The organism is Streptomyces sp. NPDC006296 (genome assembly GCF_040613235.1).
GTDB lineage: Bacteria > Actinomycetota > Actinomycetes > Streptomycetales > Streptomycetaceae > Streptomyces.
The window spans coordinates 1-20,090 of record NZ_JBEXRT010000022.1; the positions used below are offsets into that span (position 1 = coordinate 1).

Genomic DNA, 20,090 nt, shown 5'->3' on the forward strand with positions numbered 1-20,090 from the left:
GGGCCCCCCGGTCGCTGGTTCCTCGGGGGGGGGGTGTCCCGGGCGACAGACGTCCCGGACACCGCGGCCCCCGTTCCGCCGGTCCCTAGAGGGGCTCGGCGATCACGGCGACCTGGCTGGTCAGCGGCGTCCCCGAACCGTCGCGGCGCGGATCCGCTGCCGGAAGCCTGGCCGGTGCGCCGTTCTTCTGCGCGGCCCGCGCCGGGGTCCGCCCCGCCCAGGCGAACACCAGGACGTCCTCCCCCTTGAGGAAGCGCTGGCAGCGCACCCCGCCGGTGGCCCGGCCCTTGCGCGGGTACTGGTCGAACGGGGTCAGCTTCCACGTCCGCTCGGAGTCGTCGAGGGTGCCGTGCGACCCGGCGACCGTGAACACGGCGGCGTCCCGGGACGGATCCACCGCGGTGAAGGAGAGGACCGTCGCGCCCTCCGCGAGCTTGACGCCCGCCATGCCGCCCGCCGCGCGCCCCTGCGGGCGCACGGATGCCGCCGGGTAGCGCAGCAACTGTGCGTCGGACGTGATGAAGACCAGGTCCTCCTCGCCCGTGCGCAGCTGCGTCGCGCCCACGATCCGGTCACCGTCCTTCAGCGAGATGACCTCCAACTCGTCCTTGTTGGCCGGGTAGTCGGGCACCACGCGCTTCACCACCCCCTGCAGGGTCCCGATGGCCAGGCCGAGCGCCTCCTCGTCCAGGGTGGTGAGGCAGATCAGCTCCTCGTCCGCCTCCAGCGTGAGGAACTCGGCGATCTGGGCCCCGCCCGAGAGGTTCGGAGCCGCATGGGTGTCCGGCAGCTGCGGCAGATCGATCACCGAGAGCCTCAGCAGCCGTCCGGTGGACGTCACCGCGCCCACGTCGCCGCGTGCGGTGGCCGGGACGGCCGACACGATCGCGTCGTGCTTCGCCCGTCCGTCGTCCTCCGTCTGGGTGAGCGGCTCGGCGTTGGCCGTACGGGCCAGCAGCCCGGTCGAGGACAGCAGCACCTGGCACGGGTCGTCGGCGACCTCCAGCGGCACCGAGGCGACCTGCGAACCCGCCGACTCCAGCAGCACCGTGCGTCGCTCGGTGCCGAACTTCTTCGCCACGGCGGCCAGTTCGGACGAGACCAGCTTGCGCAGCTCGGCGTCCGACTCCAGGATCGCCGTCAGTTCCGCGATCTCCTCGGAGAGCTTGTCGCGCTCGGTCTCCAGCTCGATCCGGTCGAAGCGGGTGAGCCGGCGCAGCGGGGTGTCCAGGATGTACTGGGTCTGGATCTCGCTCAGCGAGAAGCGCTCCATCAGGCGTTCCTTCGCCTGCGCGGAGTTGTCGCTGTCCCGGATGAGGCGGATGACCTCGTCGATGTCGAGCAGCGCCACGAGCAGCCCCTCGACCAGGTGCAGCCGGTTGCGGCGCTTGGTCCTGCGGAACTCGCTGCGCCGGCGCACCACGTCGAAGCGGTGGTCGAGGTAGACCTCCAGGAGCTCCTTGAGCCCGAGGGTGAGCGGCTGCCCGTCGACCAGGGCGACGTTGTTGATGCCGAAGGACTCCTCCATCGGCGTCAGCTTGTAGAGCTGCTCCAGCACGGCCTCGGGCACGAAGCCGTTCTTCACCTCGATCACCAGGCGCAGGCCGTGCGCCCGGTCCGTGAGGTCCTTGACGTCCGCGATGCCCTGGAGCTTCTTCGAGCCGACCAGGTCCTTGATCTTGGCGATCACCTTCTCGGGGCCGACGGTGAAGGGCAGTTCGGTGACGACGAGGCCCTTGCGGCGGGCCGTCACGTTCTCTATGGCGACCGTGGCCCGGATCTTGAAGGTGCCGCGCCCGGAGGCGTAGGCGTCCTTGATCCCGCCGAGGCCGACGATCCTGCCGCCGGTGGGCAGGTCGGGGCCCGGGACGAAGCGCATCAGCGTGTCGAGGTCGGCGCCCGGGTGCCGGATGAGGTGGCGGGCGGCGGCGATGACCTCGCCGAGATTGTGCGGGGGCATGTTGGTCGCCATGCCGACCGCGATCCCGGAGGCGCCGTTGACCAGGAGGTTCGGGTACGCCGCCGGGAGGACGACCGGCTCCTGCTCCTGGCCGTCGTAGTTCGACTGGTAGTCGACGGTGTCCTCGTCGATCGACTCCGTCATCAGCGACGTGGCGTCGGCCATCCGGCACTCGGTGTACCGCATGGCGGCGGGCGGGTCGTCGTTGCCCAGCGAGCCGAAGTTGCCGTGCCCGTCCACGAGGGGCAGGCGCATCGAGAACGGCTGTGCCATGCGCACCAGTGCGTCATAGATCGACGCGTCGCCGTGCGGGTGCAGTTTGCCCATCACCTCGCCGACCACGCGCGCGCACTTCACGTAGCCGCGGTCGGGGCGCAGGCCCATCTCGTTCATCTGGGACACGATGCGGCGGTGCACGGGCTTCATGCCGTCGCGGGCGTCGGGCAGAGCCCTGGAGTAGATCACCGAGTACGCGTACTCGAGGAAGGAGCCCTGCATTTCGTCGACGACGTCGATGTCGAGGATCTTCTCCTCGAAGTCGTCCGGCGGCGGGGTTTTCGTGCTGCGGCGGGCCATCGCGGCTGCGACTCCTTCACAGATTCTGTCGGGCAACCTCAGGTTCTGACGCCGACCATTGTGGACCGCCGTACCGACAACGCGGACCTCGACCCGTCCGAAGCGGCCCCCGCGCCCTGCACGGAGCCCCTGATTACGGCAGCATCTACGACAACATTCACCCGGCGGGAACTTCGCCGGGTCCCCGAGCGCTTGCCTAGAGTGGCAGGTCCGGCAGGAAATCCTGTACCGATGGAAGGGACGTACATGCCCATGGGTCACACGGCCACAGCCCAGGCCGGTTCCGGCGGCTTGACGGCGACCGAGCACCGCCTGGCCAACGGCCTGCGCGTGGTGCTCTCCGAGGACCATCTGACCCCCGTCGCCGCGGTCTGCCTCTGGTACGACGTCGGCTCCCGGCACGAGGTCAAGGGACGCACCGGCCTGGCGCACCTCTTCGAGCACCTGATGTTCCAGGGCTCGGGCCAGGTCAAGGGGAACGGGCACTTCGAGCTGGTGCAGGGCGCCGGCGGTTCCCTGAACGGCACGACCAGCTTCGAGCGCACCAACTACTTCGAGACGATGCCCACGCACCAGCTGGAGCTGGCCCTGTGGCTCGAGGCCGACCGGATGGGCTCGCTGCTCGCCGCGCTCGACGAGGAGTCCATGGAGAACCAGCGGGACGTCGTGAAGAACGAGCGCCGCCAGCGCTACGACAACGTCCCGTACGGCACGGCCTTCGAGAGGCTCACCGCGCTCGCCTACCCGGAGGGCCACCCGTACCACCACACCCCGATCGGGTCGATGGCCGACCTGGACGCGGCGACGCTGGAGGACGCGCAGACGTTCTTCCGCACGTACTACGCGCCGAACAACGCGGTGCTCTCCGTCGTCGGCGACATCGACCCGGAGCAGACGCTCGCCTGGATCGAGAAGTACTTCGGCTCCATCCCCTCTCACGACGGCAAGCAGCCCCCGCGGGACGGCACGCTGCCCGGCACCATCGGCGAGCAGCTGCGCGAGGTGGTCCACGAGGAGGTCCCCGCGCGTGCCCTGATGGCCGCCTACCGGCTGCCGCACGACGGCACCCGCGCGTGCGACGCCGCGGACCTGGCGCTGACCGTGCTCGGCGGCGGCGAGTCGTCCAGGCTGCACAACCGCCTGGTCCGCCGCGACCGCACGGCCGTGGCCGCGGGATTCGGGCTGCTCCGGCTGGCCGGCGCCCCCTCGCTGGGGTGGCTGGACGTCAAGACCTCCGGCGGTGTCGAGGTGCCGCAGATCGAGGCGGCGGTCGACGAGGAGCTGGCCCGCTTCGCCGAGGAGGGGCCGACCCCGGAGGAGATGGAGCGGGCCCAGGCGCAGTTGGAGCGCGAGTGGCTGGACCGGCTGGGCACCGTCTCCGGCCGCGCCGACGAACTCTGCCGGTACGCCGTCCTGTTCGGTGACCCCCAGCTCGCCCTGACCGCCGTGGGCCGCGTCCTCGACGTGACGGCCGACGAGGTCAAGGACGCCGCCCGGGCGCACCTGCGCCCCGACAACCGTGCGGTCCTGGTCTACGAGCCGGTCGAACCGGCCGAGGAGAACCACGGTGCCGACGGCACCGACGCGCACGAGGGGGCCGACAAGTGACCGACGCCGCCGTGACTGGAGTAGCGATGGAGTACCACCCGCAGCCGACCGCCGGCGAGGCCCGGCCGTGGGCCTTCCCCGCGCCCGAGCGAGGCGCCCTGCCCAACGGGCTGACCGTGCTGCGCTGCCACCGCCCCGGCCAGCAGGTCGTCGCCGTGGAGATCTTCCTCGACGCCCCGCTGGACGCCGAGCCCGAGGGGCTGGACGGCGTCGCCACGATCATGGCGCGCGCGCTGTCCGAGGGCACCGACAAGCGCTCGGCGGAGGAGTTCGCCGCCGAGCTCGAGCGGTGCGGCGCCACCCTGGACGCGCACGCGGACCACCCGGGGGTGCGGGTGTCCCTGGAGGTCCCGGTCTCCCGGCTGGCCAAGGCGCTCGGCCTGGTCGCCGAGTCCCTGCGGGCCCCCGCCTTCGCGGAGAGCGAGATCGAGCGGCTGGTGGGCAACCGGCTCGACGAGATCCCGCACGAGCAGGCCAACCCGGCCCGCCGGGCGGCCAAGCAGCTCTCCAAGGAGCTCTTCCCCGCCACGGCGCGGATGTCGCGTCCGCGCCAGGGCACGGAGGAGACGGTCGGCCGGATCGACGCCGCCGCCGTGCGCGCCTTCTACGACGCCCACGTCCGTCCGTCCACCGCGACGGCGGTCGTCGTCGGCGACCTCACCGGGGTGGACCTGGACGCGCTGCTCTCGGACACCGTCGGCGACTGGTCGGGCGATGCCGGGCAGGCCCGGCCGGTGCCCCCGATCACCGCGGACGACACCGGGCGCGTCGTCATCGTGGACCGTCCCGGAGCCGTGCAGACGCAGCTCCTGATCGGCCGTATCGGCGCGGACCGGCACGACAGCGTGTGGCCCGCCCAGGTGCTCGGCACGTACTGCCTGGGCGGCACCCTGACGTCGCGGCTGGACCGGGTCCTGCGCGAGGAGAAGGGCTACACCTACGGGGTGCGCGCCTTCGGCCAGGTGCTGCGCTCGGCCGCGCCGGGCTCCTCGTCCGGGCCGGCCGGTGCGGCGATGCTCGCCATCAGCGGTTCCGTCGACACGGAGTCCACCGGCCCCGCGCTCGACGACCTGTGGAAGGTCCTGCGCACCCTGGCGTCCGAGGGGCTCACCGACGCCGAACGCGAGACGGCCGTGCAGAACCTCGTGGGGGTGGCCCCGCTGAAGTACGAGACGGCCGCCTCCGTCGCGAGCACTCTCGCAGACCAGGTGGAGCAGCACCTCCCGGACGACTACCAGGCGCAGATGTACGCGCGTCTGGCGGGCACCGGCACGGTCGAGGCGACCGCGGCGGTGGTCAGCGCGTTCCCCGTCGACCGGCTCGTCACCGTCCTGGTCGGGAACGCCGCGCTGATCGCGGAGCCCGTCAGGGCGCTCGGCATCGGCGAGGTGTCGATCGTCACCGGCTGACCGGTCCCGGCGGGACAGGACAGGACGGAACCCCCGGCGGGCGCAGGCCCACCGGGGGTTCCGTCTTTGTCTGATTTAAGGGGTATGGGCGCATTCATTCTGTGGGATGTGCGACAAAAGGCCCTTTCCGTTTGGTGGCCGAAAGTGCCCCGCTCTAGCGTCGGCTCGGCTGTCCGCCGGACGACTGCCGCGCCCGCGGCGCCGGACAGCCATCGCCGAGTCCCCGTCAGGCGCGAGCCTGGGGAGCCGGGGACCCGTGAAGTCCCTGGGGTGAATCGGTTCTCCGTGCCTCGTCAGTGGGCCGGCGGCCCGTAGGAGACCTTCCTGCTCCGAACCCGTCAGCTAACCCGGTAGGCGAGAAGGAAGGAAAGGACCAGCCCCTCCATGGCGTTCATCCGTGCCACCGGGAAGCATCGTGCCCCGAGCCGCCTGACGCGCAAGAGTGCCAAGGCCGCCGGCATCGCAGCCCTGGCCACCACCGGCGTCATCGGCGCCACCGCCTCCCCGGCACTCGCCGCGGACCCCGAGACCGCCGCCGGAACCGGACTCACCCAGACCGTCGCGCTCGACACCACGCTCGCCGCCCAGATCGAGGCCCAGGCGAAGGCGCAGCAGCGCCAGGCCGACGCCGCGGCCAAGGCCGCCGCGGAAGCCGCGGCGAAGGCGAAGGCCAGGGCGAAGGCGAAGGCCGAGGCCGAGCGCAAGGCCGAGGCCCGCGCCAAGGAGGCCCGCGAGGAGAAGGCGCGTGCCGCCCGCGCCGCCGAGCGCGCCCGGCTGAACGCCTTCCACCTGCCCGTCGCCGGTTCCCACGTCACCACCGGGTACAAGTCCGGTGGCGCCCTCTGGTCCTCCGGCAGCCACTCCGGCGTCGACTTCCAGGCCGCGTCCGGCACCTCCGTCGTCGCCGTCGGCTCCGGCACGGTCGTCGAGGCCGGCTGGGGCGGCGCGTACGGCAACAACATCGTGCTCAGGATGAAGGACGGCACGTACACCCAGTACGGCCACCTCTCCTCGATCGGGGTCTCCGTCGGGCAGAGCGTCGGCTCGGGCGAGCAGATAGGCATCTCCGGCTCGACCGGCAACTCCACCGGCCCGCACCTGCACTTCGAGGCCCGCACCACGCCCGAGTACGGCTCGGACATGGACCCCGTCGCCTACCTGCGCGCCCACGGCGTCCAGGTCTGACCCCACGCACCGCGCGGGCGCACCCCTCTCGCATGCACCCGCCCGTCACGAAGGCCCCGGCACCGCCGGGGCCTTCGGCGTACCCCGGCGCGGCCGTGCGCCGGAGCTCCCGCGGAAGTGCTCCCCGGCCAAAAGATATCCATGGATTCCACCCCGCCGTCGGAAATTCGGGCCGGTTGCAATAGAGTCGCAGAACAGGCGTCGGTCGGCCGCGTTTCGCGGGGATTAAGGCGGAGGTTCGGACATGCGCATTCCCGCGCATTCGGTATGCACGGCAATCCGTGACGACATCGTCTCCGGTGTCTTCGAGCGGGGCGGCCGCCTCACCGAAGAGGTGCTCGCCCGCCGCTACGGCGTCTCCCGCGTGCCCGTGCGCGAGGCGCTGCGCACTCTGGAGTCCGAGGGCTTCGTCGTCACCCGGCGGCACGCCGGCGCGTGCGTCGCCGAGCCCACCGAGCAGGAGGCCGCCGACCTCCTGGAGATCCGCATGCTGCTGGAGCCCCTGGGTGCGGCCCGTGCGGCGCAGCGCCGCACCGAGGCCCACCTCAAGGTGCTCCGCGGCCTGGTCAGGCTGGGTCAGGAGCGGGTGCGCAGAGGGGAGGGCGAGGACCTGCGGTCGCTGGGTGGCTGGTTCCACGAGACGCTCGCGCAGGCGTCGGGCAGCCCCGCGCTGATCGCGCTCCTCACCCAGCTGCGGCACAAGATCGCCTGGATGTACGCCGTGGAGCAGCCGGCCCGCCCCGCCGAATCGTGGGCCGAGCACGGTGCCCTCGTCGACGCCGTCGCCCGCCGTGACGCGGAGCGGGCCAGGGCGCTCGCCGTCCAGCACGCGGAGCGGGCCACGGCCGCCCACCGGCTGCGCCGGGCGGACCTGCCGGCGCAGCAGTCGGGTGCGGCCCGGGTGAGGAATTCGCAACATCCCGTAAACATCGCGGGCGTCCGCCATTAACAAGGACGCCGTATACAAAGAGGGTGAATATCGGGGGCCTGTTTTCCGCTGCCCTGATCCAGGTATTCACCATTCTTCTCGCATCCGGGAAAAAGAACGAGCCGCGGCCCCCGTCAGGGTGCCGCGGCTCGTCCGGAAAGAATTCCGACCCGGAGCGGTCGGAGTCAGACGGTCTCCGGGAGCTCCTCGAGCCCCTCGGCGACCAGCTTCGCCAGCCGGTCCAGGGCGACCTCGGCGTCGTCCGCCTCGGAGGCGAGCACGATCTCCTCGCCGCCCTGGGCGCCCAGGCCGAGCACCGCGAGCATCGACGCGGCGTTGACCGGGTTGCCGTCGGCCTTGGCGATCGTCACGGGGACGCCGGAGGCCGTGGCGGCACGGACGAAGATGGAAGCGGGACGGGCGTGCAGGCCCTCGGCCCAACCGACGTTGACGCGGCGCTCAGCCATGGTTCTGCCCTTCACGTAACGATGAGTTGTCTAGACCAGTCTCTCATGCGGTGCGGGCTGCTGTACCCGGTACCGCCACCGGTCGCTCATCGCCCCGGCGGCCCCCTCAGCGTGCCCGTGCAGCGATCCCGCCGCGACCGGTGTCCCGGGTCGTAGGCTTTGGCCATGGAGCCCACTGCGGAGCAGAGTCCGCATCACGCGTACCCCGACCACTGGGAGGCGGACGTGGTGCTCCGCGACGGTGGCACCGCGCGCATCAGGCCCATCACCACGGACGACGCCGAGCGGCTGGTCAGCTTCTACGAACAGGTGTCCGACGAGTCGAAGTACTACCGCTTCTTCGCCCCGTACCCACGGCTCTCCGCCCGGGACGTGCACCGCTTCACCCATCACGATTACGTCGACCGGGTGGGTCTGGCCGTCACGATCGGCGGCGAGTTCATCGCCACCGTCCGCTACGACCGCATCAACGGCCAGGGCAGGCCCGCCTCCGCGCCCGCCGACGAGGCCGAGGTCGCCTTCCTCGTCCAGGACGCCCACCAGGGCCGAGGTGTGGCGTCCGCCCTCCTCGAACACATCGCGGCGGTCGCCAGGGAACGGGGCATCCGCCGCTTCGCCGCCGAGGTGCTGCCCGCCAACAACAAGATGATCAAGGTGTTCCGGGACGCCGGGTTCACCCAGCAGCGCAGCTTTGAGGACGGCTCCGTCCACCTCACGCTCGACCTGGAACCGACGGCCGAGTCGCTCGCCGTCCAGCGCGCCCGCGAACAGCGCGCCGAAGCCCGCTCGGTCCAGCGCCTGCTGGCCCCCGGATCCGTCGCCGTCATCGGTGTCGGACGCGCACCCGGCGGCGTCGGCCGCACCGTGCTGCGCAACCTCCTCGGCTCCGGCTACACCGGACGCACCTACGCGGTGAACCCGTCGTTCGCCGAGGACCTCGGCACGGTCGAAGGGGTGCCCGCCCACCGTTCCGTCGGCGAGATCGGCGGGCGGGTCGACCTCGCGGTCGTCGCCGTGCCCGCCGACCGGGTGCCGGCCGCCGTCGCCGACTGCGGGGAACACGGGGTCCAGGGCCTCGTCGTTCTTTCCGCCGGTTACGCCGAGCGCGGCGCGGAAGGGCGGGAGCGCCAGCGGAACCTGGTCCGGCAGGCACGTTCGTACGGCATGCGCCTCATCGGCCCGAACGCCTTCGGCATCATCAACACCTCCGACACGGTCCGCCTCAACGCCTCCCTCGCCCCCGAGTCGCCCACGGCGGGGCGCATCGGACTCTTCACCCAGTCCGGGGCCATCGGGATCGCCCTGCTGTCCGGTCTCCACCGCAGGGGCGCCGGCCTCTCGGCCTTCATCTCCGCGGGCAACCGGGCCGACGTCTCCGGCAACGACTTCCTGCAGTACGGGTACGAGGACCCGGACACCGACGTCGCCCTGCTGTACCTCGAATCACTCGGCAACCCGCGCAAGTTCACCCGCCTCGCCCGGCGGACCGCCGCCGTGAAACCCGTGGTCGTGGTGAAGGGCGCCCGGCACAGCGGGACCAACCCGCCGGGCCACGCCGTACCGGTCAGCCGTATCCCCGACGCCACCGTCTCCGCGCTGATGCGCCAGGCCGGCGTGATCCTCGTCGACACCGTGACGGAGATGATCGACGTCGGCCTGCTCCTCGCCGGCCAGCCCCTGCCGGACGGTCCGCGGGTGGCGATCCTGGGCAACTCCGAGTCGCTCGGCCTCCTCACCTACGACGCCTGCCTGGCGGAAGGGCTGCGCCCGCGCCCGCCCCGCGACCTCACCACCCGGGCGAACCCGCAGGACTTCCGGCACGCGCTGGCGGAGGCGCTGGCCGACCCCACGTGCGACGCCGTGATCGTGACGGCGATCCCCTGGGTCGGTGAGAACGGCGAGCCGCAGACCGGTGAGGGCGAGGTGCTGGCCGCCGCGCTGCGCGAGGCGGCGGCCTCCGGTCCCGCGAAACCGGTCGCCGTGGTGCACGTGGAGATGGGCGGCCTCGCCCAGGCGCTCGCCGCCGCGACCGGGACGGCCGGCCCGCCCCGGCCCACCGCTCCCGATGCGGAAGGAGCGGCCCCCGCACCGGCCGTGGACGCGCCCCCTCCCGGCGCACCGGGTGCGGACACGCCCCCGTCCGGTCCCGCAGCACAGGACGGCACCGCCCGGGGAGGGGGCGCGAGCACCCGGGGCGGAACCGACGGTTCCGTCACCACCGGCGCCCGGGGCGCCACCGACGCGGCGGGCCCCACCGGCGGCCGGGACGGCAACGGTGCGACGGGCACCGCCGCCGCCGGCACGGCGGGCACCACCGCCGGAGCCGGTCCTTCCGCCGGGCGGATCCCCGCCTACCCCGCCGCCGAGCGAGCCGTCCGCTCGCTGGCCGAGGTGGTGAAGTACGCGCAGTGGCGCCGCCACGCGGCCGCCCCCGGGAAGGTGCCCGCGTTCCTGGACGAGACCATCGACGAGCACGGCACCGCCAGGCTGATCGACACCCTGCTCGGCCCCGGCCCCGATCCCCGGGGCCGCCCGCTCACCCACGACGAGGCGCGCGGACTGCTCGCCCGCTACGGGGTGACCGTGCGGCCCGCGCTCCCCGCGCCCGATCCGGCGGCAGCCGTCGCCGCCGCCGCGCAGCTCGGATACCCGGTGGCGCTCAAGACCACCGCACCCCACCTCAGGCACCGGGCGGACCTCGGAGGCGTCCGGCTCGACCTCGTCGACGAGAACGCCCTGCGCAGGGCGTACGACGAACTCACCGACCTGCTCGGCACCTCCGCCGAACTCCGGCCCGTCGTCCAGGCCATGGCCCCCCGCGGTGTCGACACCGTCGTCCGGGCCTCCATCGACGCGGCCGCCGGCACCGTCCTCTCGTTCGGCCTGGCCGGCGCGCCCTCCGAGCTGCTGGGGGACACGGCGCACCGCCTGGTGCCCGTCACCGACCGCGACGCCGCGGAGCTGATCCGCTCCATCCGGGCGGCCCCGGTGCTGTTCGGCTGGCGCGGCGCCGCACCGGCGGACACCGCGGCGCTCGAAGAGCTGCTCCTGCGGGTGTCCCGGCTCGTCGACGACCACCCCGAGGTGGTCTCGGTCACCCTGGAGCCCGTCGTCGTCGCCACCCAGGGCCTGGCGGTCCTCGGGGCGAGCGTCCGGCTGGCGCCGCCGCCCGCCCGCACCGACCTCGGCCCCCGCCGCCTCCCCAGCTACTGACGGCGCACCGGCCGCCCACGGACCCGCGCACGGCGTCCCCGGCAGCCACCCGCCCCCCGTAGGATGGTCCGCATGGCAAAGACCGGTACGACGACCCAGGGGCTGCGCGCGGCGATCGAGCGCAGCGGCTACTACCCGGCCCTCGTGGCCGAGGCGGTGGAGGCCGCCGTCGGCGGGGAGCCGGTCGCTTCGTACCTGGTGCACCAGGAGACCACCTTCGACTCCAACGAGGTCCGCCGCCATGTCACGGTCCTCGTCCTGACGGACACCCGCTTCATCGTCAGCCACACCGACGAGCAGGCCGCCGACACGAGCTCCCCGACGCCCTACGCCACGACGTCCACCGAGTCGGTCAAGCTCGACCGGATCTCGTCCGTCGTGGTCAGCCGCGTGGTCGCCAACCCCGAGAAGTACGTGCCCGGCACACTGCCCCGCGAGGTCGTCCTGACCATCGGCTGGGGCGCCGTCTCCCGCATCGACCTCGAACCCGCCGCCTGCGGCGACCCCAACTGCGAGGCCGACCACGGCTACACCGGCAGCTCCACCGCCGACGACCTGAGCCTGCGTGTCAGCGAGGCCGGGGACGGCCCGGACACCGTGCGTCAGACCCTCGCCTTCGCCCAGTCCCTCTCCGAGGCCACGGCCGCGACCGCGGCCACCGCCCGCTGATGGTCCAGCCCGCCTGGCAGGACCCCGTCCTGCTCGCCCCCGAGGCCGCGCCCGCACCCGAGTACGGCACCGGCTCGCTCGCCGACCTGCTGCCGACCCTCGCCGCGGGGCAGGGCGTACCCGGCTTCGAGGCGATGATCCCCGAGCTCAGCCCGGCCGACCGGAACTGCGTCTTCCTGATCGACGGGCTCGGCTGGGAGCAGATCACGGCACACCCGGACGAGGCGCCCTTCCTGCACTCGCTGCTCCCCACCTCGCGCGGCGGCACCGGCCGGCCGATCACCTCCGGCTTCCCGTCGACCACCGCGACCTCGCTCGCCTCGGTCGGCACGGGCCGGACCCCGGGCGAGCACGGCCTCCCCGGCTACACGGTCCGCAACCCGGACACGGGCGCGCTCATGAACCAGCTGCGCTGGAGGCCGTGGACCGACCTCAAGCCCTGGCAGCCCTACCCGACCGTCTTCCAGCTGGCCGACGCCGCGGGTGTGCGTACCGCCCAGGTCTCCGCCCCCGGCTTCGAGCAGACCCCCCTGACCAAGGTCGCGCTCAGCGGCGGGTCCTTCCTCGGCCGGCTCACCGGCGAGGACCGGATGGACCTCGCCGCCGAGCGGCTCGCCGCCGGTGACCGGTCGCTCGTCTACACGTACTACAGCGAGGTCGACGGCCAGGGGCACCGCTTCGGTGTCGACTCCGACGCCTGGCGGGGCCAGCTGATGTACGTCGACGGCCTCGCGCGGCGCCTGGCCGAGCAACTGCCCCCGCGCTCGGCGCTGTACGTCACCGCCGACCACGGCATGATCGACGTGCCGTTCGGCGAGGAGTCCCGCATCGACTTCGACGAGGACTGGGAGCTGAGCGCCGGAGTCGCGCTGCTGGGCGGCGAGGGCCGGGCCCGCCACGTGTACGCGGTCCCCGGCGCCGCGTCGGACGTCCTGGCCGTCTGGCGCGAGGTGCTCGGCGAGCAGTTCTGGGTGGCGAGCCGTGACGAGGCGATCGCGGCGGGCTGGTTCGGCCCGCACGTCGACGAGCGGGTCCACGGCAGGATCGGCGACGTGGTGGCGGCGGCCCATGACGACGTGGTGATCACCGCCTCGGTCAACGAGCCGCACGAGTCGGCGATGGTCGGCATGCACGGTTCGCTGACCCCCGTGGAACAGCTGGTACCGCTGCTCGAAGTACGCTCCTAGCCGACGTTCTCCGCTCCTCGCACCCCCCACCCCCGAAAGGCACCCACCTCCTCATGCCCGAGCTCGTGTTCTTCTCCGGAACGATGGATTGCGGAAAGAGCACCCTGGCTCTCCAGATCGGGCACAACCGGTCGGCGCGGGGTCTGCAGGGTGTGATCTTCACCCGGGACGACCGGGCGGGGGAGGGGAAGCTGTCCTCGCGGCTGGGACTGGTGACGGAGGCCGTCGAGGCCGCGCCGGGGATGGATCTGTACGGCTACCTCGTGGGCCGGATGTCCCAGGGCGACAAGGTCGACCATGTGATCGTGGACGAGGCGCAGTTCCTCGCCCCGGAGCAGATCGACCAACTGGCCCGTGTCGTGGACGACCTCGGCCTCGACGTGTTCGCCTTCGGGATCACCACGGACTTCCGCACCAAGCTCTTTCCCGGCTCGCAGCGCCTGATCGAGCTGGCCGACCGGCTGGAGACCCTCCAGGTCGAGGCGATGTGCTGGTGCGGTGCCCGCGCCACGCACAACGCCCGGACCGTGGGAGGGGTGATGGTGGTCGAGGGCGAACAGGTCGTGGTCGGCGATGTGGACCGGCCGGCCGCGGACATCGGCTACGAGGTCCTCTGCCGCCGCCATCACCGTCGCCGCATGACGAGCGCGTCCGCCCACGCCGGCGCGCTCTCGCCCGACGTCCTGCCGGTCGGCCCCGCCTGAACCGCCGGCCTCACAGCCTGCCCGCCCTCGGGCGGGACCGGGCTCAGTCGGTCGAGGACGTCCGGTCGTTGAAGGTGTTCACGCCGAAGTAGGAGCCGTCGGCGTTGTAGATGTGCACCCGGCTCATGTCGGCGATCCGCTCGCCCGCGTTCACGTCGATGTACTTGCCGCCGTACCAGACGTCCTGGTGGAGCCGGACGCCGACGGCCGAATTGTTGATCACGGACGACGTGACGTCGTTGAACCCGTCTTCCTTCAGATCGTGGTGGGGAAGACCGAACCGGGCGACGACCAGCATCTGCCCCTTGTAGTCGTAGTCCTTGAAGAGGCAGACCTGGCCCGGTCCGCAGTCCGATGCCGCCGCCGTCGCCGGAGCGGCCGGGAGCGTCGCCCCGGCGAGGGCGAGAGCCGCCGTCGCGGCGACGCAGAACGCGCGTGATCGCATGGGGAGCCTTTTCGGTCGAGCCACTGCGCGTGGCAGGAGGGCGAAGGGATGCGCGGGAAGCCGCGCCGCTCCGTACGGAGGCGCGCCGCGAACGGCGGATCCCGGATCACCGCGCGGCGCGCGCCACCGGGGACGCCTCTCGGCGGCGGTCCCCGGCCGTGCCGCCTCAGCAGGTCGAGGACGTCCGGTCGTTGAAGGTGTTCACGCCGAACCACGAACCGTCGTTGTTGTAGATGGTCACGCTGCTGAGATTGGCGATCTTCTCACCCGGCGTCAGTCTGACGTACTTCCCGCCGTGACCGATGTCCTGGTACAGCCTCACGGTGACGGGGGAGTTGTTGATCACCGAGGACGTGATGTCGTTGAACTCCCATCCCTTCAGGTTTTCTATGCAGGTTCCTATCCGGGTGATGTTCAGCATTCTTCCGCCGTAGCCGTAGTCCTGGAAGAGGCAGATCTGATTCGACCCGCAGTCGGATTCGGCCGCCTGCGCGGGAGCTCCTGAGAGGAGTACCGCACTGGTGGCCCAAGCAGTCACGGCGACGGCGGCCGGTAAGCGAACACGCATGTTCCTGACTCCGTTTCACGGCAGGGAGATCGACGCCCGCCAATGTAATGACCGCTGCCCGGGCCCGCATAGAAGAGGAGTGCCAGGCGCCGGGCGCGGAGGCCCGCCCCGTCCCTCCCCGCGGTCCGGAGCCTCCGTGGCCACTCGCCCCGCCGGTCCCACGGGTGGCCGGCCCCGGAGACCGCACTCTCCTCGCCGGGCCGGCCGGCGCGTACGGCCCGACCTGGTGCCCGGAATCCGTCGCCGGTGCTCCACCTGCCGCCCGGGCCGACTCCGCAGTTGAACCGGAGTGCCACTTTCCCCGAGGCGCCGGCGGAGGCCGTCGGCGGTCGGTATCATCGACCGGTTCAGGAGAATTCCTTTCCGTGTTACCCCCGTCCGTATCCGGGCGTCACGAAACGCTCGGTCCGCCGAGAAAAGGTGACGATGAACGATCGGAAGACGCAGGACTCTGCGAACTCCCCTCTCCACGGCGTTCCGTCGACTCGTTTCACGAACGCCGTGGAGCTGACACCCCGACAGGCCGGTCAGGTCCGGCGATTGTCCCGGGAATGGGAAGACGGTCCGCTCGCGCACCTCACCCGTCTGCGCATTCCGGAAAGATCCGCCGCCCACGGATTCAGGTTCTCGGCGGAAGGCCGTCTCTTCGGCGGCCTGCTGCTGGCGCGGGTGTACTGCGACGCCCTGTCCGGTGTCTCCGGCAACGACACGGACCAGGACCCGGTCGTGGCCCACCTCGTGACGTCCGGCCGGCTCGTCTACGCGAGAAGAGGGGTGTCCCGCACCGCCGGACCCGGTCAGATCCTCATCCGGGACGCACGGACCTCCTGGGACTTCACCTGCGCTCCGGCCACCCGCGCGCTCGCCGTGACGATTCCCCGCCACGCGGTGCTGGCGCGCACCGGGTTGTCACGAGCCATCGGCGAGGCGTACATGGCCGATGCCACCACCCCCGAGGTGCGCCTTCTCCTGAACGTCCTGGAGGCGATCGAGCGGAGCGGCGACCTGGACCGCTCGGTCGTCGCGCAGGAGATCGCGGTGGACGCCTGTGCGGCCCTCTTCGCCAGACTGCTCTCCGGCCGTTCCGCGCCGGAGCAGGAGAACGGTGCCCGTGCCACGGTGAGCGCCGCGAAGAACGTCATCGAGAAGAACCTCGGCAGTCAGGGCCTGTCTCCCGCCGTGATATCCCGGCTGGTGGGGGTGCCCCTGCGGACCCTGCACCGGTCCTTCGCGGAGTCGAACGACACCGTCATGGCCTTCACCCGGCGAAGACGCCTGCAGAGGGCGCACGACGAGCTGCTGCGACAGGGTGCCAGCGGCAACGTGTCCGAGATCGCCGCGCGCTGGCAGTTCGCGGACGCGAGCCACTTCATCAGACAGTTCAAGACCGTCTACGGCACCACACCCGCCGCCTACGTCAGGGGTCCGGCCGCGGGGGAAGACCTGCGCGAGGACGCCGCCACCGGTGCCGCCGGGCCGGGCTCCGGGCCTCGTCCCGGGCCCGGAGCCGCCGGACGGGGCCGTTCAACTCCGCGGCGGCCGGACGAGGGTGAAGACGGCGCCCTCCGGATCGGCCACCGTGGCCAGCCTTCCGCTGGAGGCCTCGCGGGGTGACTGCAGGACGTGCCCGCCGAGCTCCACCACGCGGGCCGCCGCCTCGTCGGTGTCGGCGACCTGGAAGTAGGACATCCAGTGCGGGCCCCGGTCGCGCGGCAGACCGTGCCCCACCCCGTGCAGGGCGGCGACGGGACGGCCCCGGAGATGGAGCGTCTGGTAGTCGAAGTCGGCCGAGACGACCGCCTCGGTCTCGAACCCGAACACTCCCTGGTAGAACTTGGCGACCGAAGCGGTCTCCCGGGTCACCAGCTCGTTCCACACGGGGGTGCCCGGCGTACCCGCCAGCGCCGTTCCGAGGTGCTCGGCCGCCTGCCAGGCGCCGAACACCGCACCGCCCGGATCGGAGGCGAGCAGCAGGCGCCCGGCCTCTCCCGCGTCGATCGGCCCGACGGCCACCGTCCCCCCGCAGGAGCGGATCGCCTCCGCCGTGGCGTCCGCGTCCTCCGTGGCCAGATACGTCGTCCAGGCGATCGGGAGGTGCCGGTCGGGCGGGAGCTGCCCGATGCCGGCCACCTCCTTGCCGTCGAGGAGCGCCCGGACGTACGGTCCCAGCTGCTCGGGGCCGGGCCGGAACTCCCAGCCGAACAGCCGGCTGTAGAAATCCTGCGTCGCGGCCAGGTCGTGCACGATCAGACTCACCCAGCACGGTGCTCCGGGCGTGCGCCGGGTGGCGGCCTCGGTCATCTTCTTCTCTCTCCTCGTACCATCGGGACGCCGTACGGGGGGCGGGGCCGGCAGGGCCTCCAGCGGTACGGACACGGCTGCGTACGCTCCGTGCAGATGCTCGCACCCCTGCGCCCCGCAGGCACCCCGGCCGCGCCGCGTTCTGCGGCTTCCGGCCACGACGTGGGCCGATTTGATGCGGTACGACTGTTTCCGGTTCTCTACCGCCGCGGGCCGTCCCTGGGCGAGGATGGCACGTATGAAGCCCATCATCACCGCATCCGAATACGCGAGCGAGTCGGCGGGGCCGCGCCCGCCGGTGCTCCTGGATGTCCGCTGGCAGCTCGGCGGACCGAACCTCCGCGCCGACTACGAGGCCGGTCACCTCCCCGGCGCGGTGTTCGTCTCTCTGGACACCGAGCTCGCGGGTCCGGCCGGCAGCGGCGGCCGGCACCCCCTGCCCGACCCGGAGGCCTTCGGGGCCGTCATGCGGCGGGCCGGGGTCGGCCGCACGACCCCCGTGGTCGTCTACGACGGCGGCCAGGGCTGGGCGGCCGCCCGCGCGTGGTGGCTGCTGCGCTGGGCCGGCCACCTCGACGTCCGGGTGCTGGACGGGGGTCTCGCCGCATGGACCGGTGAGCTCTCCACCGACATCCCGAAGCCCGACGAGGGGGACTTCCGGCCCCGGCCGGGCGCCATGGGCCTCCTGGACGCCGACGGCGCCGCCGGGCTGGCCCGCTCCGGGCTGCTGCTCGACGCCCGGGCGGCGGAGCGCTACCGCGGGGACGTGGAGCCGATCGACCGCGTCGGCGGCCACATCCCGGGAGCGGTGTCCGCCCCGACCACCGAGAACGTCGGCGAGGACGGGCGCTTCCTGCCCGCCGGTTCGCTCGCCTCCCGTTTCTCGGCCCTCGGCGCCGACGGTGCCACGGAGGTCGGCGTCTACTGCGGATCCGGTGTCTCGGGCGCCCACGAGGTGCTGGCGCTGGAGCTCGCGGGTCACCGGGCCGCCCTCTACGCGGGCTCCTGGTCGGAGTGGTCCTCCGACACGTCCCGACCGGTCGCCACGGGGCCGGATCCCCGCTGACCCGGGGCCTTCACCGGCGCATCCGTCCGGTCGTCCCCGGGCCGGGAGCCCCTCGCGGCCGGGCCCCTCGGGCGCGGGGCGCTCGGCACCGGGGCGCCCCGCGCACGCCGAGCCGGCCGGCCGGTCCTTCGCGGCCGGCCGAGACCGTGACCGGAACCGGCACGCACACCGGCCGGGGCTGCGGGCGAAGGCGAGGGCCGGCGGGACCCGTGATCGACCCGGCCCGGCGCGAGCGGTGTCCGGGGCCGTGGCACGAGTGAGGGCCCGCACGCCGAGGCGTGCGGGCCCTCACCATGGGCGCCCTGGCGGGCCTGCCCTCAGTCCTGTTTCTTCCGGCGGGTGCCGAAGACGATCTCGTCCCAGCTCGGGACCGCCGCCCGGCGGCCCGGCCGGACCCCGTCGGCCTCGGCCTGGCGGTCCGTCGTCCCCGTGAGCCGGTCGCGGTGGCCCGCCACCGCACGAGGCATCAGCACATCGGCGTAGGCGGACCCGGCCCCTGCGGCGGACGCCGCCGCGGCCGGCGGCTCGTCCGCCTCCGGCTCCGCCTGCGACGCGGGCTCCAGTGCGGGCGGCTCGGGCTGCGAGGGCAGTTCCGGGACGATCATGTCGCCGCGGAAGCTCGGCACCGCCTCCAGGAGGCTGGTCAGCGAGTCGCGCTCGCTCGCGGACACGCCGCCGACACGCTCCTCGGGCTCCGACAGCGGGGCGGCGGAACGCTCCAGCTGGCGGTCCAGGGAACGGTCCAGCGGACGGTCGCGCGGCAGCCGTGCGATCCGGGGCACGAACGGGAAGCTCGGCTCCGGCGCGGCGACGTCGTCGGTCTCACCGATCAGCGAGCGCGCCTCGTCGTCGACGGCCTGGACCAGGCGGCGCGGCGGGTCGTACGTCCAGCTCGCGGAGTGCGGCTCGCTCGCGACGCGGTACACGAGGAGGACTTCCCAGGTGCCGTCGTCCCGGCGCCAGGAGTCCCACTGCACGGTGTCCCGGTCGGCGCCGCGCAGCAGCAGGCGCTCCTGCACCGCCTCGCCGAGCTGGGGGCCGGTGTTCTCACCGGGACGGCGCACGGGAGTCTTCCGGGCGCGCTCGGCCATGAACGCGCGCTCCGCGAGCACCGGGCCCTCGAAGCGGCGCACCCGGTCGACCGGGATGCCGGCGAACTGGGCGACCTCCTCGGCGGAGGCGCCCGCTCTTATGCGTGCCTGGATGTCGCGCGGGCGGAGATGGCTCTCCACCTCGATCTCGATCTGTCCGAGCCGGGCGCGGTCGTTGCGCACGGCGGCCCGCAGCCGCTCATCGATCGGAAGCGTGTACTCCGTGCTGTCCGCAGCCTTGAGCACCAGTCGTGTGCCGTCGTTCGAGACGGCCACGACACGCAGTTCGGGCATGGGAACCTCCCGGGTGGTGCCTGCCGACGTCACGTGCGTCGCTGCTTCCGCTAGTCGAGTGTGGCCTGCCCGGGTTCAGCCTGCCACAATCTTGCCAAGTTGCCCGGCGTGTCGGGCCTTGACCCTGATGCACCACGATGACACGGCCACCCGTGCGCGACACGGGGTGACCGGTTGGTCGCTCCGTGCAGCGGGCGCCCGTGCGATGCCGCGGCGCCGCCGGTGCGGGAACCACCCTTCGGCCCCCTCCCGTCAGTGCCGGAAACCCGTACGGGAGTCCGGCCCCAGGGCTCGTCACAGTACTCCATTCGGGCCACCCGGGTGGACCGGCGCGCCGCCGAAGTTCTCGCCGGGCGCGGGAGTTGGACTACCCCGTTGTTCGCGGTATGCCCGCGATGGGTGTGCTGCTTCACAATATC

The 20,090-nt window shown here is 72.6% G+C and carries 16 protein-coding genes and 1 riboswitch; of the genes, 10 read left to right on the forward strand and 6 right to left on the reverse strand.

The window, feature by feature from the left end; all coding sequences use genetic code 11:
- Nucleotides 1–85: 85 nt before the first annotated feature.
- A complete protein-coding gene (locus ABZ172_RS17275) occupies nt 86–2,536 on the reverse strand; it encodes a DNA topoisomerase IV subunit A (RefSeq protein WP_356884570.1) in 2,451 nt (816 codons plus the stop codon).
- A gap of 246 nt (nt 2,537–2,782) precedes the next feature.
- Here ABZ172_RS17275 and ABZ172_RS17280 point away from each other — a divergent pair, with 246 nt between their 5' ends.
- The 4 genes from ABZ172_RS17280 (at nt 2,783) to ABZ172_RS17295 (ending at nt 7,687) form a co-directional block, all read left to right on the forward strand.
- The gene (locus tag ABZ172_RS17280) at nt 2,783–4,144 is read left to right on the forward strand and encodes a pitrilysin family protein (protein ID WP_356884665.1); all 1,362 of its coding nucleotides are present in this window, start codon (nt 2,783–2,785) and stop codon (nt 4,142–4,144) included.
- Between the two features lie 26 nt (nt 4,145–4,170).
- A complete protein-coding gene (locus ABZ172_RS17285) occupies nt 4,171–5,553 on the forward strand; it encodes a pitrilysin family protein (protein ID WP_356884666.1) in 1,383 nt (460 codons plus the stop codon).
- A gap of 203 nt (nt 5,554–5,756) precedes the next feature.
- Nucleotides 5,757–5,925, forward strand: a riboswitch (cyclic di-AMP (ydaO/yuaA leader).
- A 12-nt stretch (nt 5,926–5,937) separates the two neighbouring features.
- Complete coding sequence (locus ABZ172_RS17290; protein ID WP_356884571.1) at nt 5,938–6,738, forward strand: M23 family metallopeptidase; 801 nt, start codon at nt 5,938–5,940, stop codon at nt 6,736–6,738.
- Nucleotides 6,739–6,982: 244 nt separating this feature from the next.
- Nucleotides 6,983–7,687, forward strand: coding sequence for a GntR family transcriptional regulator (locus tag ABZ172_RS17295; RefSeq protein ID WP_356884572.1), 705 nt, complete (start codon nt 6,983–6,985; stop codon nt 7,685–7,687).
- 164 nt (nt 7,688–7,851) lie between these two features.
- Here the strand turns inward: ABZ172_RS17295 and ABZ172_RS17300 are convergent, their stop codons facing one another.
- Entirely contained in the window at nt 7,852–8,133 is a 282-nt protein-coding gene (locus ABZ172_RS17300; RefSeq protein ID WP_356884573.1) for an HPr family phosphocarrier protein, read from the reverse strand.
- 165 nt (nt 8,134–8,298) lie between these two features.
- Between ABZ172_RS17300 and ABZ172_RS17305 the strand changes: the two genes are divergently transcribed.
- The 4 genes from ABZ172_RS17305 to ABZ172_RS17320 all read left to right on the forward strand — a co-directional run bounded on the left by ABZ172_RS17305 (nt 8,299) and on the right by ABZ172_RS17320 (nt 13,906).
- Nucleotides 8,299–11,346, forward strand: a complete 3,048-nt coding sequence (locus ABZ172_RS17305) for a GNAT family N-acetyltransferase (protein ID WP_356884574.1) — start codon at nt 8,299–8,301, stop codon at nt 11,344–11,346.
- A 72-nt stretch (nt 11,347–11,418) separates the two neighbouring features.
- Nucleotides 11,419–12,015, forward strand: a complete 597-nt coding sequence (locus ABZ172_RS17310; protein WP_205023592.1) for a DUF5998 family protein — start codon at nt 11,419–11,421, stop codon at nt 12,013–12,015.
- Nucleotides 12,015–13,202: a nucleotide pyrophosphatase/phosphodiesterase family protein gene (locus ABZ172_RS17315; protein WP_356884575.1), complete on the forward strand. Its 1,188-nt coding sequence runs from the start codon at nt 12,015–12,017 to the stop codon at nt 13,200–13,202. Before ABZ172_RS17310 ends, ABZ172_RS17315 begins: the two co-directional genes overlap by 1 nt.
- A 53-nt stretch (nt 13,203–13,255) precedes the next feature.
- The gene (locus tag ABZ172_RS17320; protein ID WP_356884576.1) at nt 13,256–13,906 is read left to right on the forward strand and encodes a thymidine kinase; all 651 of its coding nucleotides are present in this window, start codon (nt 13,256–13,258) and stop codon (nt 13,904–13,906) included.
- A 43-nt stretch (nt 13,907–13,949) separates the two neighbouring features.
- Here the strand turns inward: ABZ172_RS17320 and ABZ172_RS17325 are convergent, their stop codons facing one another.
- Together ABZ172_RS17325 and ABZ172_RS17330 are read right to left on the reverse strand one after the other, a co-directional pair.
- Nucleotides 13,950–14,351: a peptidase inhibitor family I36 protein gene (locus ABZ172_RS17325; RefSeq protein ID WP_356884577.1), complete on the reverse strand. Its 402-nt coding sequence runs from the start codon at nt 14,349–14,351 to the stop codon at nt 13,950–13,952.
- 166 nt (nt 14,352–14,517) lie between these two features.
- Nucleotides 14,518–14,919, reverse strand: coding sequence for a peptidase inhibitor family I36 protein (locus tag ABZ172_RS17330; protein WP_356884578.1), 402 nt, complete (start codon nt 14,917–14,919; stop codon nt 14,518–14,520).
- Nucleotides 14,920–15,459: 540 nt separating this feature from the next.
- Here ABZ172_RS17330 and ABZ172_RS17335 point away from each other — a divergent pair.
- Nucleotides 15,460–16,533, forward strand: coding sequence for a helix-turn-helix domain-containing protein (locus ABZ172_RS17335; protein ID WP_356884579.1), 1,074 nt, complete (start codon nt 15,460–15,462; stop codon nt 16,531–16,533).
- Here the strand turns inward: ABZ172_RS17335 and ABZ172_RS17340 are convergent.
- Nucleotides 16,444–17,220 (reverse strand): VOC family protein, encoded by a 777-nt coding sequence (locus ABZ172_RS17340; RefSeq protein ID WP_356884580.1) that lies wholly within the window; start codon nt 17,218–17,220, stop codon nt 16,444–16,446. The two genes, ABZ172_RS17335 and ABZ172_RS17340, sit on opposite strands and share 90 nt — an antisense overlap.
- A 238-nt stretch (nt 17,221–17,458) precedes the next feature.
- Between ABZ172_RS17340 and ABZ172_RS17345 the strand changes: the two genes are divergently transcribed.
- Nucleotides 17,459–18,286, forward strand: coding sequence for a sulfurtransferase (locus ABZ172_RS17345; RefSeq protein WP_356884581.1), 828 nt, complete (start codon nt 17,459–17,461; stop codon nt 18,284–18,286).
- 317 nt (nt 18,287–18,603) lie between these two features.
- Here ABZ172_RS17345 and sepH read toward each other — a convergent pair whose 3' ends face one another.
- Nucleotides 18,604–19,671, reverse strand: coding sequence for a septation protein SepH (gene sepH / locus ABZ172_RS17350; protein ID WP_356884582.1), 1,068 nt, complete (start codon nt 19,669–19,671; stop codon nt 18,604–18,606).
- Nucleotides 19,672–20,090: the final 419 nt, after the last annotated feature.

Excerpts from the sequence above, each read along its gene's own strand:
- ABZ172_RS17275 (WP_356884570.1), bottom strand. The coding sequence starts at position 2,536 with ATGGCCCGCCGCAGCACGAAAACCCCGCCGCCGGACGACTTCGAGGAG.
- ABZ172_RS17280 (WP_356884665.1), top strand. The coding sequence starts at position 2,783 with ATGCCCATGGGTCACACGGCCACAGCCCAGGCCGGTTCCGGCGGCTTG.
- ABZ172_RS17285 (WP_356884666.1), top strand. The coding sequence starts at position 4,171 with ATGGAGTACCACCCGCAGCCGACCGCCGGCGAGGCCCGGCCGTGGGCC.
- ABZ172_RS17290 (WP_356884571.1), top strand. The coding sequence starts at position 5,938 with ATGGCGTTCATCCGTGCCACCGGGAAGCATCGTGCCCCGAGCCGCCTG.
- ABZ172_RS17295 (WP_356884572.1), top strand. The coding sequence starts at position 6,983 with ATGCGCATTCCCGCGCATTCGGTATGCACGGCAATCCGTGACGACATC.
- ABZ172_RS17300 (WP_356884573.1), bottom strand. The coding sequence starts at position 8,133 with ATGGCTGAGCGCCGCGTCAACGTCGGTTGGGCCGAGGGCCTGCACGCC.
- ABZ172_RS17305 (WP_356884574.1), top strand. The coding sequence starts at position 8,299 with ATGGAGCCCACTGCGGAGCAGAGTCCGCATCACGCGTACCCCGACCAC.
- ABZ172_RS17310 (WP_205023592.1), top strand. The coding sequence starts at position 11,419 with ATGGCAAAGACCGGTACGACGACCCAGGGGCTGCGCGCGGCGATCGAG.
- ABZ172_RS17315 (WP_356884575.1), top strand. The coding sequence starts at position 12,015 with ATGGTCCAGCCCGCCTGGCAGGACCCCGTCCTGCTCGCCCCCGAGGCC.
- ABZ172_RS17320 (WP_356884576.1), top strand. The coding sequence starts at position 13,256 with ATGCCCGAGCTCGTGTTCTTCTCCGGAACGATGGATTGCGGAAAGAGC.
- ABZ172_RS17325 (WP_356884577.1), bottom strand. The coding sequence starts at position 14,351 with ATGCGATCACGCGCGTTCTGCGTCGCCGCGACGGCGGCTCTCGCCCTC.
- ABZ172_RS17330 (WP_356884578.1), bottom strand. The coding sequence starts at position 14,919 with ATGCGTGTTCGCTTACCGGCCGCCGTCGCCGTGACTGCTTGGGCCACC.
- ABZ172_RS17340 (WP_356884580.1), bottom strand. The coding sequence starts at position 17,220 with ATGACCGAGGCCGCCACCCGGCGCACGCCCGGAGCACCGTGCTGGGTG.
- ABZ172_RS17345 (WP_356884581.1), top strand. The coding sequence starts at position 17,459 with ATGAAGCCCATCATCACCGCATCCGAATACGCGAGCGAGTCGGCGGGG.
- sepH (WP_356884582.1), bottom strand. The coding sequence starts at position 19,671 with ATGCCCGAACTGCGTGTCGTGGCCGTCTCGAACGACGGCACACGACTG.